Source organism: Muriicola sp., assembly GCF_049669965.1.
Taxonomy (GTDB): Bacteria; Bacteroidota; Bacteroidia; order Flavobacteriales; family Flavobacteriaceae; genus Muriicola.
On the sequence record NZ_JBATLB010000070.1, the window covers coordinates 1 to 15,791 of the forward strand.

Below are 15,791 nucleotides of genomic sequence, written 5' to 3' on the forward strand. Positions count from 1 at the left end.
ATTGCAATATCAACGGCTGTTTGATGCGAGCCGAACTCGAATTTGGCGGCGGTTTATTGGGATTGATGAATAAACGTATCTCGGCAGGCAAAGCAGCTATACCTGAGCTTGATTCCGAATGTATCCTAGATCTGCAAGCCAATGGAGGACGCTAAATATAGTTGATCTCCCGGTATTCTTTCCTAAGCTAGAAAAGACTTTGTATCAGGGAATATTGAGGTATTTATGCGTTTGAAGGGATATTTTCCATTTTGGATGCTTCATAACATAATCTACAATTAAAGGCGTTACCTTTTCTCTTACACTCCATTCTGGTTGTAGGTAAAGTACACATTGCTCACCCACATTTGCGGCGTGCTCCTCTGCAAAACGAAGATCATCCCTGTTATAAATGATGACCTTAAGTTCATGGGCTTTTAAATGGATTTCTCCAACCGGACCTTTATTTTTTTTGGGAGAAAGACAGATCCAATCCCAGCTGCCTGTAAGTGGGTAGGCTCCTGAGGTTTCAATATGAGTGCTTAGATTTTTCTCCTTTAACAAGCTTGTCAGTGGCCCCATATCCCAGGTAAGGGGTTCCCCTCCTGTTACCACAATGGTATTGGAATACTTCGCTGCATTGGCGGCTATACTTTCTATGGCCGTGGGTGGATGTGTAGCCGCATTCCAGCTTTCCTTTACATCGCACCAATGACAGCCCACGTCGCAGCCACCTATTCTGATAAAATAGGCAGCCGTGCCTTTGTGAAATCCTTCGCCCTGTATGGTATAGAACTCTTCCATAAGGGGTAGCATACTGCCTTTTGCTACCAACTTCATGATGTCTTTTTCTAACATGGCGCAAAGATACTATTTAGTTGTGTAGGTATCGACCAATTAGCAGATCACAAGCTGTCTAATTTTTAACGGCAATAACATCTATTTCTACCTTGGCATTCCTTGCCAGGCCGGCGGCGGCAAAGGTGGTTCGTGCCGGTTTTTTCTTAAAATGTTCTGCGTAGACCTCATTGAAAGCAGCAAAGTCGTCCATAGTGCTAAGGATCACGGTGCACTTTACAACCTGATCAATAGTAAGGCCATGCTGTTTCAACGCCTCAACAATATTCTGTATAGCTTGCGCTGTTTCAACCTTAATTCCTCCTTCAACCATGGTACGGGTGCTGTGATCCATCCCAATCTGGCCTGCCAGAAAAAAGAGATTTCCTGCCTCTACCACATCACTGTAAGGTGCTGACTGTTTCTTTATTTCATGCGACTTGTGAAAAATGATCCCGGAAGTTTCCTGGGCCTGGACTACTGTAGTTGAAGCAATAAGAATGGAAGTGGATAACAGGATAAGATATTTCATAAGATGACGGTTTTATTGTTGCTTAAAATTACCCTATTTTTATCAAAAATTAGCAGGAATGAGTAGCAAGGAAGATTTCTTCGAACATATAGAAAAAGGATATACTACCAAAGGTGATTTTATTGCTATGGGAGCAGCAATGCTCAACGGAGAAACCATCACCAATGCGCTGGTTAAAATACCTTTGAAAACCCTTAACAGGCATGGTTTAATAGCCGGAGCCACAGGTACAGGGAAGACGAAGACCTTGCAGGTGCTAGCCGAAAATCTTTCAGACAAAGGCATCCCTGTATTGCTAATGGACCTTAAAGGAGATCTTAGTGGTTTGGCACAGCCCAGTCCCGGACATCCAAAAATTGATGAGCGCCACGCAAAAATTGGCTTTCCTTTTACTCCTAAAAAATTCCCGGTAGAAATCCTTTCATTATCTGAGCAGGACGGACTAAAATTAAGGGCAACAGTATCTGAATTTGGCCCTGTATTACTTTCGAGGATCCTTGATCTTTCGGAAACTCAGGAAGGTATTGTGGCCGTGATTTTTAAATATTGTGATGATAATAAACTTCCCCTCTTAGATCTGAAAGATTTTAAGAAGGTCTTGCAATATGCTACCAACGAAGGCAAAAAAGAATTTGATGACAATTACGGTAGAATAGCCACCAGTTCTACAGGCTCTATACTCAGGAAAGTCATAGAGTTGGAACAACAGGGAGCCGATTTGTTCTTTGGAGAAAAGTCGTTTGATGTAAACGATCTTACAAGGATAGATGAGAATGGGCGTGGAATGATAAGCATCCTGAGACTTACGGACATACAGGATCGTCCCAAACTCTTTTCAACCTTTATGCTAAGTCTGTTAGCGGAGGTCTACGCCACTTTTCCGGAGCAGGGGGATAGTGAACGGCCGGAATTGATCCTTTTTATAGATGAAGCACATTTAATTTTCAAGGAGGCTTCCAAAGCGCTCCTGGACCAAATAGAAAGCATTGTAAAGTTGATCAGATCCAAGGGAATCGGGCTTTATTTTGTTACGCAAAACCCAACCGATGTGCCAGATGCTGTGCTGGCTCAGTTAGGATTAAAAATACAACATGCGCTGAGAGCTTTTACCGCAAAGGACAGAAAGGCGATAAAACTTACGGCGGAAAACTATCCTCTATCAGATTTTTATGACACTAAAGAAGTGCTTACTTCTTTAGGGATAGGAGAGGCATTGATCAGTGCCCTGGATGAGAAAGGTAGGCCTACCCCACTTGCTGCTACCATGTTACGTGCTCCTATGAGCAGGATGGATATACTTACAAATAGTGAATTAAAAGAGGTTATTAGCAATTCTAAACTGGTACGGGAATACGATGAAGTCATAGACCGGGATAGTGCGTATGAGATGTTAAATAAGAAAATTGAAATGGCCGAAAAGCTAGCAAAAAAAGAGGAAGACAGACCCACCTCCAGATCTCGGACCACAAGCCAGCGAAAAAGCACCAGGCAAAATCCTGTTTTGAAGGTCCTGACAAGTGCTACCTTTATACGAGGGGTCCTGGGAATATTAAGTAAGGCGATGAAATAGCTTTATGACCCTATTATTAAATTATTTTCAAGAGTTTAAATCACTTTTTTATATGAAAACAACCATAGGCCTTTGCCTTTTAATCATCCTTTTCTCTGCATGTAACAAAGAGGAAAATATCACTTTTAATATTTCAAAAGACCGTATTGGCTATCTTGCCAAAACGAACTCCATCGCTCAAATAGACAGCATCTTTGCAAGCGATTCCATTGTTCGCACCCCATCCATGACCGAGGATAAGACTGCTGCCGGCAAAATAGAGGTCTACGAAAAAGGTGGTGCCCATTTGCTTAGTATCTCCCCTACTAACGATAGCGTTCCGATGATTGAGAATATACGTATTTACGATGCCAGGTATAGCACTGCAGAAGGTGTGAACGTTCTAAGCACTTTTAAGGATATCAAGGACAAACTAAAGATAAAAAAAGTGATCACCTCCATGAACAATGTGGTGATACTGTTGCACGACAGCGACCTGTACTTTACCATCAGCAAAGACGAATTACCGGCCGAACTGCGGTTTAATAATTCGGATATTGATGCAGTCCAGATCCCGGATAAAGCTAAAATAAAGTATATGATGATAGGCTGGAATTAACCTTCCTAACATAAAGGAGCTTTGTTTTATAAGTACTTGGCATCTGAATTCTACAATTTAGATAACCTTATTTTAATACAATTCGCCTGCAGTATTCTGTAAAAGCGCGTATACTTGTGGTTCAAATTCAGAGCTCGATCCAAAGGGAATAGGAGGATGACAAAGTACTTTCAGCAAATACTTCCAAAAATTTACGGCACATATTTTAATCTCCTGGCTATTTTTTCAAAGAGAAAGGTTGCGGAGAAGGCTTATTTATTGTTTTGTACACCGCGTAAAGGAAGGGTACTTGCTATGCAGGCTCAATTTTTAAACGAGGCCAGAAAGGAAATGGTAAGGGTTGGTGAAATGGAGGTACAGACCTATTGCTGGACCGGAGAAAAAGAAACTGTGCTCCTGCTTCATGGGTGGGAAAGTAATTCCTTTCGCTGGCGGAATCTGATTGGCCATTTAAAACAAGAAGGATTTCAGGTCCTGGCTTTTGATGCACCTGCTCACGGATATTCCTCCGGCAGCCTTTTTAATGTACTTCGATATACCGAATGCACGCAGACTATTGTGACCCGATACAATCCCGACTATATTATTGGTCACTCGGTTGGCGGGATGACGGCAGTTTATCATCAGTATTGTTTCCCGGCCAATTCGCTGAAGAAAATAATCAGTATTGGTGCCCCTTCTGAATTTAGCGATGTTATGCATCGCTATCAAAAGCTGCTGGGATTTAGTGATCGTGTTTTAAATGCATTGAATGATTATTACAAAGAGCATTTCGGATTTGGTTTTGTTGATTTTTCCAATGCTCAGTATGCCAGGAATATTTCAATTCCGGGATTATTGATCCATGATGAATTAGATCTTGTCGCCCCTTTTTGGGCCTCTGAAAAAGTACATTCTCAATGGAATAACAGCAAGCTTATCGGCACACGCGGACTGGGGCATTCCATGCATCAGGAAGAGGTAAATGAACAGATTATTGATTTCCTAAAATCTTAAAAAATAATTACATTTAGCAGGTTTGTTAGACCGATTGATTCTGTAGAAACCAAAAATGCGATTTTGAAAAATATATTATTCAAACCAAAAGCCTATGACCCCCATTACTCCTTTTCATATTGCTATCCCCGTACATAATCTGGCTGAATGCCGCACATTTTACCGCGAGGTCCTAAATTGTTCTGAAGGAAGAAGCAGCGACCACTGGGTAGATTTTAACCTCTTCGGACATCAGTTGGTCATACATTATAAACCAAAGTCTGAAGAAGAATTGCATTCCAATCCCGTGGATGGAAAAAACGTACCGGTGCCTCATTATGGGGTAGTACTCCCCTGGGATACTTTCCAGAGCTTTTCCGGAGAATTAAAGGAAAAGGGGGTAGCCTTTATCATTGAACCTTACATCCGATTTGAAGGCCAGGTAGGGGAACAAGCTACCATGTTCTTTTTGGACCCTGCCGGCAATGCCCTTGAATTCAAGGCATTCAAGGATATGGGTCAGTTGTTCGCCAAATAAGAACAGGGATTAGTCTTTTTTAACGCGATTCCAAATCCACAAGACTAGCCCATAGACCAACCCAAAAATAAGTCCATCCCTACTCTCTTTCATCAGGATTTCGGCTGTTATTTGCCGTTCCAGGATCAGGGAAATTGCCACGTACAGTAGCATGGCAATAAAAACCTGTGAAAAAAATCTTTTGCGTTCCAAAGGTTCTCGTTATTGTGACCATGAGGTAGGTTCCCTATCCCAGCGATGATTTCGTAATTCTTCAAAAAGAGACTGTGGCAGCGCTTTGCCATCACTGGTCTGAACATTAGCGCGTACATTGCGTGCTTTTCGCATCCCGGGTATGGTGGTACTTACCGTTTTATTCATAAGGATAAATCGCAGCGCCATTTCGGCCATCGTCATGCCCTCCGGAACCAATGGCCTTAGCAGATCTGCCTTTTCTGCACTGGGAATGAGATTTTCGGGAACAAAATAGCTGCCCCTCCAATCCCCTTTCGGAAATACGGTATCTTTTGTGATGTTCCCTGTGAGTGTGCCCTCATCAAAAGGAACTCTGGCGATCACCCCGATATTTAACTCTTCGCACAAGGGAAACAAAACATCCTCAGGAGCCTGGTCAAAAATATTATAGATGACCTGCACCGCATCAATACAGCCGGTTTTGAGGGCCGTAATTCCATTTTCGGGTTCCCAGCGATTCATACTGATCCCCATAGCCGCAATCTTACCTGAGGCTTTAAGATCTTCTACCGTTCGTTGCCATTCTTCTCTTTCTGCCCAGCTATCATCCCAGGTATGGAATTGCATCAGATCTATTTGTTCCAGCCGTAAATTCTTGAGTGTTTTATGCGTATACTCCAAAATATGCTCCGAAGGATAGGACTCATCTAAAGGATAGGAAGATTTGGCAGGCCATTTAAAATTTCTTGGAGGGATCTTACTGGCCGTATACAATTTATTCTGAGGGTGTCTTTTAAGTAATTCTCCCAGTAAGCGTTCACTATGCCCTTCTCCATATCCCCAGGCCGTGTCAAAAAAAGTCACTCCGTGCTCTACGGCAAGGTCCAGAGATTGAGCAGACAGCAGGTCATCCGATTCTTTCCATCCACCCATTCCCCACATGCCATATCCTATTTCGCTGACTTCCCAATTGGTCCGTCCAAATATTCTTTTTTTCATGACTGTTTTAATTGTAGTATCAATTATTCAAAATGTTCAACCTAACATAAGACCCTTCTTCCGCACCCAAAAGAAGGCAAAGATCAAATTTGGCACCCAACACAACCAGGCAACAATTCTATAAGCAATGGTGAAATCGCCAAAAAAATACGTCAGGGTAGGAAGCCAGATCCGCAATGTTACTGCCGCAAAACAAAGTGCATAGCTGTAAATCATAAAGCCCTTATGTAGTTCAATATCTCTATTCCTCGCAGCCTGAAAAGCCTTGTAGGTGGTAAAGAGCCACAACACCCCAAGACTGATAAACCCAGCGGATGCAATAAGACCCCCTGTGGCGTGAAATCCTATGTAGATTCCACAGGCGCCGCTGATCATAGCGGCAATGACATATATCTTACCTATATTCCTATGCCTCAGAAGGTTTGTATTTCTAAATTTCTTACTAAACTGTACCCAACCGATAAACAAAGCCAGACCACCAAAAAGGATATGGCCATAGAAACCTGTATTCCAAAAAATATTATTCAACAGCGATTCGCTTTTGGAGGCTAATAGTCCAAATTTTCTGTCGATTACAAAATATATCAGCGGATAGAGCCCAATAGACATTGCCATAGTTCCAAATACAATCCAGGCAAATTTATTGGTAGTATTTTTCATTCTTTACTGGTATCTCCAACTAGTTAGATCGGCTCCCCTGGGGGCACTATTGGCAATGCGCTCCATGATCTTTGGCACGTACATGCTGTTGTATCGGAGTCGGCTAATAGCATTAGGCTGATCCGGGTCACCATTCCAACAGTGTTCTGCACGGTCGCCATAAAGTACTTCTCCTTCGTAATAAGGATCTGAGGTACTCTCCAGAAAATCTTCCATAAGATAAACTGCGTTATTGAGGTAATAGTTATCCATATCCCCGCAATAGATATGAATCTTCCCTTTTAATTTATCCCCTAATTGATCCCAATCGCGTTCCAAAATATAGCGAAGGTCAAAATTCTCTTTCCAATATTCGGCGACCGCACGGTCAATATCTCCGGTTGTTTTATCCCAGATGCGTTGAGGATATCCGTCTGCTGCCTGGGGGGAATAGGTGGCTTCCCAAATGTCCCATTGCTGCCCCGAACGCGACTTGTCGCCCAGGACCAGTTCCAAATGGTTATTTCCCTTGACGGTACCCTGGATCTGCCCAAGATAATCGCGATGTGCCGGCACTTCTAATTGTTTAAAGTCGCTTTTATAATAATACGCATTTTCATCCTCGTAAATATTGTTTAAACAATAGGCCCGGAAATCGATGGGATCCGGACATGCGGCAAAACATCCATTGTATTCGTCGGGATACTTAACCTGCACCGCCAGGGCTTCCCACCCTCCTGTAGAACCCCCGTAAAGAAAACGGGCCCATCCTTCCCCTAAGCCACGGAATTCCTTTTCAATATGGGGAATTAGTTCATAGGTAATTGCATCGCCGTAAGGACCCTGTGAGGCCGAATTTACGGCATAGGAATCATCGTAATAAGGCGTAGGATGCTGTATTTCAATAATGATGAACCTCGGAAAATCCGGTTCGTTCCATCGCTTATAAAAATCATAAGCTTCCTGCTGTTGTATGACATTATACCCTTCCAGATCAAATCTGGCAGAATATTCTGGTTTCAGATTAGGATCTGGAGGTTGTGTTCTAAAGCCACCAAAGTCGTCAGGAAAATGTCCGTGAAAGATCATTAGGGGATATTTGGCTTCAGGATGCTCTTTAAAGCCTTTCGGAAGCAGAATGTGTGCTCCCAGGAACATATCCCGGCCCCAGAATTCTGAGAGTTTATCCGATTTTATTTTAATATGTTTGATCCATTCTGTGTCTTCCGGCTCTTCAATTGGGGGTATGATCTGATCCATCACAATATTCAGAGGTTCAAAACCATTTTCAGTCACCGTAATTTTAAATGGAGTGCTGTACAAATTCCCGGGCGATCTGTTCCACTGTTGCCCTTCCCCATTATCCATGGGTAGTTTCACCGTTTGGCCGGTAGACAAGTTAAAGGTCTCGTATACGTGTAATAAGGCCTGTACCCAGTATTCCCCGGGTGGGATCTCGGACAGGGATGGAAAGGGATACCCAAATGCCTGTTTATTGAATGCCAGGGACTCTTCCGGTGGCAGTTGGTCCACATTCATCCCAAAGATGAGTTGGGTAGTGAGTCCATCATTGATCTGGAGCCTGGGTTCCTGTTCGTTGGTTTTTGCAAACATTAGTAAAACTCTGCCGTCCTTAGGTGCTTCACTTAAGGAACTGGGAAATGTAATACTGATATCTGTGTTCGTCATTGCTTTATCCTGTTGCTTGCAGCCAATAAGGAATAAAAACAAAAGGGGTAGTAAACGGAAAGTCTGATTCATTTGGTCGAAATATTTTCGACAAAAGGTACCCATTTTTACCTAGTCTAGCAATACCAAAATGGGTTATTAACCGTTTTAATTAATCAGTAACTCTGTAATCATACCTACTAAATTATTGAGCTATGAAACGTCCTTATGTAGTATATTTTTTATTGGTAATCCTTTCCATTATCTGTACCTGGAGTTGCACCAACGACGAAGGGAATGCAGATTTTGACATCCTTACACCCACAGATTCTATCCAGGGAAGTGCTGAGGATTATTCAATTCCCAACTAAAAAACCCTCCAAAAGGAGGGCTTTATATTTTATTGAACTTTTCAAAATTACCAGATCTTTACCCGTTTTTCAGGGGCCAGATACAGGCTATCCCCTTCCTGAATATTAAACGCTGTATAGAACTCCGGAACATTACGCACTATCCCATTTACCCTGAAATCTGCAGGGGAATGCGGATCAGTATTGATCTGAACCCTGATGGATTCATCCCTGGCTTTATTACGCCAGGCCTGTGCGTAACCTATAAAGACACGTTGCTCTCCGGTAAATCCGTCCATTACCGGTCCTTCAGCTCCATCTAAAGACATATTATATGCTTTCAGGGCTATACTCAGACCTCCCAGGTCACCAATATTCTCTCCAAGGGTAAATTCCCCGTTAATATTGAGATCTGGCAACACCTCATAGGAATTGTACTGCTCAACCAGTGCGCCGGTACGTTTTTTAAATTCTTCTTTATCAGCATCGGTCCACCAGTTGCGCATAGCACCGTCGCCGTCGAAAGTACTACCCGAGTCATCAAACCCATGACCAATTTCGTGACCAATAACGGCCCCGATGGCACCGTAATTTACGGCATCATCTGCATTCAGGTCAAAAAATGGCGGCTGTAAAATAGCGGCCGGGAAAACGATCTCGTTGAGGGTTGGATTGTAATAAGCATTTACCGTTTGTGGCGTCATCCCCCATTCATCCTTGTCTATAGGCTGTCCTAACTTGGCCAGTTCCCTGTTGTATTCATACATCCTCGATCTACTAATATTTCCGAATAGATCCTCAGGCTTTATCTCAAAATCATATTCCTTCCATTTATCGGGATACCCAATCTTAGGCGTAAACTTACTTAACTTATCCAGTGCCTCCTTTTTGGTTTCATCACTCATCCAATCAAGTTCATTGATACTAACTTCATACGCTTTTAATAGATTTTGAACGAGGGCTTCCATACGTTCCTTAGCCTCTGGCGGAAAATGCTTTTTTACATAGACCTTTCCAACAACTTCACCCATAGTGCCATTCACGGCAGAGACAGCTCTTCTCCAAAGGGGTCTTTGTTCTTTAGTTCCCCTTAATTCCTTACTGTAGAATTCCCAATTCTGCTGGTCCATGGCTTCATTGAGTATAGACGCATTGGCGTCTATGGCACTCCACTTTAAATACGTCTTCCAGGTCGCAAGATCTGTTTCGGTAATGATCTTATCCAGGGCTTTGGAATAATCTAGCATTAACACCCCTAATTTTTCCTGTTTTTCCATCCCAGCTTCCGCTAAGAAGGCTGTCCAGTTAAAAGAAGGCATAATATTTTTGAGTGTATCTACCGGGAACATGTTATAAAGGGACACCAAATCTCTCGTCTTCTCTTTTTCCATTTGCTTTTCAGCCAATTTGGTTTCAAGACCCATGACCGTTTTGGCAGCAGCTTCTCCATTAGCTACTCCACCCAAATCGAACATCTTTGCCATGTGCTCCAAATATTTGGCTCGTATCTCTTTAGATCTGTCATCTTCTTTCAGATAATAATCCCTGTCTGGAAGTCCCAGACCAGATTGCCAGGTGTAAATCGTATAGATCGTTGGATCCTTGAAATCCTGATACACAAAAAGTCCAAGAGGCACATTGATGCTAACCTTGTTGGCATATCCAAAATAGGTCGCTAAATCATCGTAGGAGGCAATTGCGTCTATTTTTTCCAATTCGGCTTTTAATGGAGCTGCACCCAGTGAATTCCGTTTTTCAAGATTCATATAGGACTCATACAGGTCCCCCACTTTTTGCTCATCAGAACCTTGGGCAAAATCGCCAGAAGCCGACTCTTCAATAATTTTCTTAACATTATCCTCCGATTCTTCATACACTATATAGCCAACTCCATAAGATGCCTTGTCATCCGGAATTGGGGTGTTTTTTACCCAGGTGCCATTCACGTATTGGGTAAAATTGTCTCCCGGTTTTACGGAGGTATCCATATACTCGGTTAGAATTCCTGAGGTAAGGGGTTTTTCTTCCTTTTCCTCCTGTTTACAGGCGGCTATTGCCAGTAAGGAGAAGAAAAGAACATGCTTTGTTACTTTTTTCATTTGTATAGTTTAGTTTAATTGTTCGTGCAGATTAGACTTTCCTTCATTGCTATTGTTACACTATTCTTGTTAAAAATACATGTAATTGAAAAGTTGCCTGCAAATTACGTATTCTTTCGGTGACGTTCCCTGGCAAGCAGTGTGTTTTTTAATAGCATGGCAATGGTCATAGGACCAACTCCTCCTGGTACAGGTGTTATATAAGAAGCTTTTTTTGACACTTCTTCGAAGTCCACATCCCCGGTGATATAGTATCCTTTTTCTTTGGAGGTGTCTTCCACCCTGGTGATGCCCACATCTATGATCACGGCCCCCGGTTTAACCATGTCTGCCTTTAGAAAATGAGGTACACCCAGAGCAGAAACGATAATATCTGCCTGTAGGGTAAGTTCTTTGATATTTTTTGTTCTACTATGGGCAAGAGTAACGGTAGCATTGGCAGCCTTTCCCTTTTGACTCATAAGGATACTAATGGGTCTTCCTACTATATGGCTCCTTCCGATCACTACAGCATGTTTGCCTTCTGTAGCTACCTCGTATCTGCGAAGGAGTTCCATAATGCCAAATGGGGTAGCCGAGATAAATGTCTCCATATCCAGGGCCATCTTCCCAAAATTGGTTGGGTGAAAGCCGTCTACATCCTTGTCTGGATGAACGGCCATTAGCACTTCCTGCTCGTCTATGTGCTTTGGCAGGGGCAATTGAACTATATAGCCATCTATGTCAGGATCTTCGTTAAGCTCATGTACCAGTTGAAGTAATTCTTCTTCCGTAGTTTCAGCAGGAAGATGATGTAAGGTAGATTCAAAACCAATGCGCTTACAGGAACGAACTTTGCTACCCACATAGGTAAGGCTGGCCCCATCTGTACCCACAAGCACAGCAGCAAGGTGTGGCACCTTTTCTCCTCTTTCTTTCATTGAGGCCACTTCCGTGGCAATTTCATCTTTTATCTGATTGGAGATCTTTTTACCGTCTAAAATGGTCATACCACTAAATTTATTTAAATGCCTTTACAATACTCTTTGGACTACAATTCTTATGATTCTTTTCTGCTGCCCCTTACCCCTTAAGGCCGCTCATCATCTGCATCATCTTTTTACCACCTCCGCCTTGCATCATCTTCATCATCTTACCCATTTGGTCGAATTGCTTTAAAAGTTGGTTTACCTCCTGGATGGTACGCCCACTACCTTTGGCAATTCGTTTTTTTCTACTGGCGTCTAGTTTGGAAGGGTTAGAACGCTCGTCTGGCGTCATAGAGTGTATGATGGCCTCCACGTGTTTAAAAGCATCATCATCTATGTCCATGCCTTTTAGGGCCTTCCCTGCCCCGGGGATCATTCCCATGAGGTCTTTCATGCTTCCCATTTTTTTGATCTGCTGAATCTGCTTCAGGAAATCATCAAAACCAAAGGTATTCTTGGCTATTTTTTTCTGGATCTTGCGGGCCTCGTCTTCGTCGAATTGCTCCTGTGCCCTCTCTACAAGGGAGATAACGTCTCCCATACCGAGTATCCTGTCTGCCATCCTATCCGGATGAAAAACATCGAGCGCATCCATTTTTTCTCCTGTACCAATGAACTTAATTGGCTTGTTTACTACAGAACGTATGGATATAGCCGCCCCACCTCTGGTATCTCCATCTAATTTGGTAAGGATGACCCCGTTAAAATTTAATATATCGTTAAATGCTTTTGCAGTATTTACGGCATCTTGCCCAGTCATGGCATCTACCACAAAAAGTATCTCCTGTGGACTGATAGCGTCTCGTATGGCAGATATCTCATTCATCATACGTTCATCCACAGCCAGCCTACCGGCGGTATCTATGATCACCACATTATGTCCGTTTGCCTTGGCATGAGCAATCCCAGCCTTCGCCAGGGATACCGGATCGTTATTTTCTTTGTCTGAAAAGACAGGGACACCTATTTGCTCTCCTACTATATGAAGCTGATCTATAGCTGCAGGGCGATATACATCACAAGCCACCAACAAAGGGTTCTTGGTTTTCTTTGTCTTTAGAAAATGTGCCAGTTTACCGGAAAAAGTGGTCTTACCAGAACCTTGTAAACCCGCCATTAAAATTACGGAGGGATTTCCGGAGAGATCAATACCTTCTGCATCGCCTCCCATAAGTTGGGTAAGTTCATCTTTGACGATCTTTACCATTAACTGTCCGGGCTGCAATGTGGTCAGCACGTTCTGGCCAAGTGCTTTTTCCTTCACCCGGTTCGTAAATTCTTTGGCGATCTTAAAGTTTACATCGGCATCCAATAAAGCCCTTCTAACTTCCTTGGTGGTCTCGGCCACATTGATCTCTGTGATCTGTCCGTGCCCTTTCAGAACATGTAAGGCTTTATCCAGTTTTTCGCTTAAATTATCGAACATATCGGCTTTGGGTTTATGAGGAATGCAAATTTAACAATTGGAATGAGATCATGGAAGTCTAGCTGTAGAAATTATACCAACAAAAAGGGCCACTTCTCAGAGAAGTGGCCCTTTTTTAAAGAATAGGGGCAAAAAAGTTGCGATTATGGCTTTTCAAAAACCAATATATCGTAGCTCGCATTTGTATCGTTATAACTCTTAAGTTCTATTCTGTTACTCTCCAAGGAAACAAAGTCCCAATCTTCTGTCAATTCAGCAAGATCACCTTCTACTCCCGCATTGAGATACACCTTAAGTTTTCCATCGCTGTTGCGAAGTACTCGCCATACCCCAGCCTGTGTAGTACCGGTCTGACCTGTTGTGATCCCCATTACATTTTCTGCCTGGAAGGCAAATGTATACTGCATATAATTCTGAGTTTCATCAACTTCGCCATTCATGTACTGAGCAACCATCCAATCACCACCTAACATCACATTGCGGATCTCAAGGACATCCCCATCAGGACTGTTCGGCATATCTTCGCATACTCGCTGCAGGATCAATTCGTAGGCCGTTCCTTCGATCTCAAATTTCAATCGGTCATTTCGAAGGTCACTTAGTAACCACTCAAAATAGATCTCATTCGGATTTGGATCTAACCTGTTAGGATCATTGGTGTTCTCCCCAAAGGTTAGGGCCATTACCAATCTACCTTGTGTATTTGTTGTGATCTCCCATGAGCCTGTGGAAACATTTACACCATTACTTAAGGTAACTACACCTTCGGCCATGAAGGCAAATTCATACCCAAGTAAACGATCTATTTCCTCACCATTGTTCTTCACTTTTTTGATCACCCAGGCACATTCCCTTAGGATCTCACGTAACGTATTTGGGTCCTCATTGTACACATCACAAACACTTTTCAGGATGATCTTGTTTCCACCTTCGGCGAATAACTTTATCTTTCCTTCTTCTATTTCATAAACGAACCATTCCAGGTTAAAGTCGACCAAAACATCGAATTCAAGATTCAACAGTACTCCATGATCTGTAATTCTGGTACTCCAGAAACCATTCAGGACATTTCCTAATCTATCTTTCACAGATACACCACCATCTTCAGAGAAATTCATTACATATTCAAAATACTGGTCTGTCTGGTTCACTGCATCGCGTTGTACCTCACGCACTAACCATGGGCATTCTGCAATTAGATTGTTGAATCGCTCCAGTGTAAAATCGTCATCGTTATAGTCATTGTCATCATCCTCATCACAAGCATCCTTGGCATTTTCTATAGCCACGGCTAATTCTGCGTTACTATTAACAGTTACACGGGTACCATCGTACAATTCCAAGGTTACAGGGAAATCAATACTGATAAGGTCATTTTCATCCAGGCCTTTGAAGAATAATCGTAATTCTTTATCGCTATTAACGGTAACACTACCTGTTTGCTGTTCATTGATATCGAACGTATACAAGGTGATCGGATAGACAAAATCGATACATTCAATATCGTCATCATCTCCGCCTTCACGACATTCCTCGGCAAGGGCACGTAATTCTTCCTTATTGTTAATCACAATTTCAGTAAAATCCCCTAAGGTGATGGTAATTGGAAAAATGATATCCAGGATATCCACATCTTCATCAATAGCATCAAAGATCTCTTCAATAAGATGAAGGTCCTCGCGAGAATCTATGGTAATTTGAATTCCATTCACCTCCACGGTATAGGGAAAGTTGAGCGCTATACAACTAGCACCGTCTACAATATTGTCAAAGGATCCGTCATTAGTAGAGGTCCTTTCAATTAATTTGGCCGTAGAAGAACTGGCCATGATGGTTTGCTGCTCATCTGGCTGAGGTAATTCCTCAAATTCTTCCTGACAAGAGGTAGCCAACAGTGTTGCTATAAAAAGCAAACTAAACACTGAGAATTTAAAAACATTTTTCATAACGATTTGGATTTTTTGTTGTTCGTATGTTCTTATAACACCTCTCTTTTAAAATACCCTACCTGTTTTTTATTTTTTTTAAAATATCTTTGAACCTAATCTATGAATTAAGAGGGGCACATTATGGATACAGTATGTGAAGAGAAAGTCTTCAACGCTATCTTCAAATCCAATTCTAAAACGATCTTTAATTATATATATTATAAATATGGGAACGAAGAAAAGGCCTATGATGCTGTACAAGAAGCCTTTGTAAAGCTTTGGGAGAATTGTGCCAAGGTGGCCCCGGAAAAGGCGAAGGCATTTGTCTATAAGGTTGCCAATAACCTGTATCTCAATGTCCTTAAGGCAGAAAAGGTGCGTTTAAAATATGCTGAAAATGCACCAAAATCGTCCCAGGAATCACCAGAATTCATCCTGGAAGAAAAGGAGTTCAAAGACAAATTAGACCGGGCCCTGAACAGCCTGCCGGAAAACCAGCGAACCGTTTTTC

At 42.3% G+C, this 15,791-nt stretch carries 16 protein-coding genes; 6 read left to right on the top strand and 10 right to left on the bottom strand.

What is annotated here, in order from left to right:
* Window positions 1-204: 204 nt before the first annotated feature.
* A complete protein-coding gene (locus WBM49_RS03965) occupies window positions 205-837 on the bottom strand; it encodes a 7-carboxy-7-deazaguanine synthase QueE (protein ID WP_424370768.1) in 633 nt (210 codons plus the stop codon).
* A gap of 58 nt (window positions 838-895) precedes the next feature.
* Window positions 896-1,348 (bottom strand): RidA family protein, encoded by a 453-nt coding sequence (locus WBM49_RS03970; protein ID WP_424370769.1) that lies wholly within the window; start codon window positions 1,346-1,348, stop codon window positions 896-898.
* A 58-nt stretch (window positions 1,349-1,406) separates the two neighbouring features.
* Between WBM49_RS03970 and WBM49_RS03975 the strand changes: the two genes are divergently transcribed.
* From WBM49_RS03975 to WBM49_RS03990, 4 genes are all read left to right on the top strand, one after another.
* Complete coding sequence (locus WBM49_RS03975; RefSeq protein WP_424370770.1) at window positions 1,407-2,918, top strand: helicase HerA-like domain-containing protein; 1,512 nt, start codon at window positions 1,407-1,409, stop codon at window positions 2,916-2,918.
* 52 nt (window positions 2,919-2,970) lie between these two features.
* Entirely contained in the window at window positions 2,971-3,516 is a 546-nt protein-coding gene (locus WBM49_RS03980) for a hypothetical protein (RefSeq protein ID WP_424370771.1), read from the top strand.
* A 156-nt stretch (window positions 3,517-3,672) separates the two neighbouring features.
* Window positions 3,673-4,512, top strand: coding sequence for an alpha/beta fold hydrolase (locus WBM49_RS03985; RefSeq protein ID WP_424370772.1), 840 nt, complete (start codon window positions 3,673-3,675; stop codon window positions 4,510-4,512).
* 94 nt (window positions 4,513-4,606) lie between these two features.
* Window positions 4,607-5,029: a VOC family protein gene (locus WBM49_RS03990; protein WP_424370773.1), complete on the top strand. Its 423-nt coding sequence runs from the start codon at window positions 4,607-4,609 to the stop codon at window positions 5,027-5,029.
* A gap of 9 nt (window positions 5,030-5,038) precedes the next feature.
* Here WBM49_RS03990 and WBM49_RS03995 read toward each other — a convergent pair whose 3' ends face one another.
* Genes WBM49_RS03995 through WBM49_RS04010 form a run of 4 tightly spaced genes read right to left on the bottom strand, consistent with a single transcriptional unit; the run spans window position 5,039 to window position 8,602 of the window.
* The gene (locus tag WBM49_RS03995) at window positions 5,039-5,221 is read right to left on the bottom strand and encodes a hypothetical protein (protein WP_424370774.1); all 183 of its coding nucleotides are present in this window, start codon (window positions 5,219-5,221) and stop codon (window positions 5,039-5,041) included.
* Between the two features lie 9 nt (window positions 5,222-5,230).
* Window positions 5,231-6,202 carry an aldo/keto reductase gene (locus WBM49_RS04000; protein WP_424370775.1) on the bottom strand — a complete coding sequence of 324 codons (972 nt, stop codon included), beginning with the start codon at window positions 6,200-6,202 and terminating at the stop codon, window positions 5,231-5,233.
* A gap of 36 nt (window positions 6,203-6,238) precedes the next feature.
* Window positions 6,239-6,862, bottom strand: a complete 624-nt coding sequence (locus WBM49_RS04005) for a DUF2306 domain-containing protein (RefSeq protein ID WP_424370776.1) — start codon at window positions 6,860-6,862, stop codon at window positions 6,239-6,241.
* Between the two features lie 3 nt (window positions 6,863-6,865).
* Window positions 6,866-8,602 carry an alpha/beta hydrolase-fold protein gene (locus tag WBM49_RS04010; RefSeq protein ID WP_424370777.1) on the bottom strand — a complete coding sequence of 579 codons (1,737 nt, stop codon included), beginning with the start codon at window positions 8,600-8,602 and terminating at the stop codon, window positions 6,866-6,868.
* A 122-nt stretch (window positions 8,603-8,724) separates the two neighbouring features.
* Between WBM49_RS04010 and WBM49_RS04015 the strand changes: the two genes are divergently transcribed.
* Window positions 8,725-8,880: a hypothetical protein gene (locus WBM49_RS04015; protein ID WP_424370778.1), complete on the top strand. Its 156-nt coding sequence runs from the start codon at window positions 8,725-8,727 to the stop codon at window positions 8,878-8,880.
* 47 nt (window positions 8,881-8,927) lie between these two features.
* On the opposite strand, the gene WBM49_RS04020 is transcribed toward WBM49_RS04015, so the two are convergent.
* The 4 genes from WBM49_RS04020 to WBM49_RS04035 form a co-directional block, all read right to left on the bottom strand.
* On the bottom strand, window positions 8,928-10,958 hold the full coding sequence (locus tag WBM49_RS04020) for a M13 family metallopeptidase (RefSeq protein ID WP_424370779.1): 2,031 nt from the start codon (window positions 10,956-10,958) through the stop codon (window positions 8,928-8,930).
* A gap of 104 nt (window positions 10,959-11,062) precedes the next feature.
* A complete protein-coding gene (gene folD / locus WBM49_RS04025; RefSeq protein ID WP_424370780.1) occupies window positions 11,063-11,947 on the bottom strand; it encodes a bifunctional methylenetetrahydrofolate dehydrogenase/methenyltetrahydrofolate cyclohydrolase FolD in 885 nt (294 codons plus the stop codon).
* A gap of 73 nt (window positions 11,948-12,020) precedes the next feature.
* Window positions 12,021-13,352 carry a signal recognition particle protein gene (gene ffh / locus WBM49_RS04030; protein WP_424370781.1) on the bottom strand — a complete coding sequence of 444 codons (1,332 nt, stop codon included), beginning with the start codon at window positions 13,350-13,352 and terminating at the stop codon, window positions 12,021-12,023.
* Window positions 13,353-13,495: 143 nt separating this feature from the next.
* Window positions 13,496-15,298 carry a hypothetical protein gene (locus tag WBM49_RS04035; protein ID WP_424370782.1) on the bottom strand — a complete coding sequence of 601 codons (1,803 nt, stop codon included), beginning with the start codon at window positions 15,296-15,298 and terminating at the stop codon, window positions 13,496-13,498.
* A gap of 123 nt (window positions 15,299-15,421) precedes the next feature.
* Here WBM49_RS04035 and WBM49_RS04040 point away from each other — a divergent pair.
* Window positions 15,422-15,791, top strand: a 370-nt coding sequence (locus tag WBM49_RS04040) for an RNA polymerase sigma factor (protein ID WP_424370783.1), incomplete at its 3' end; no start/stop codon positions are given.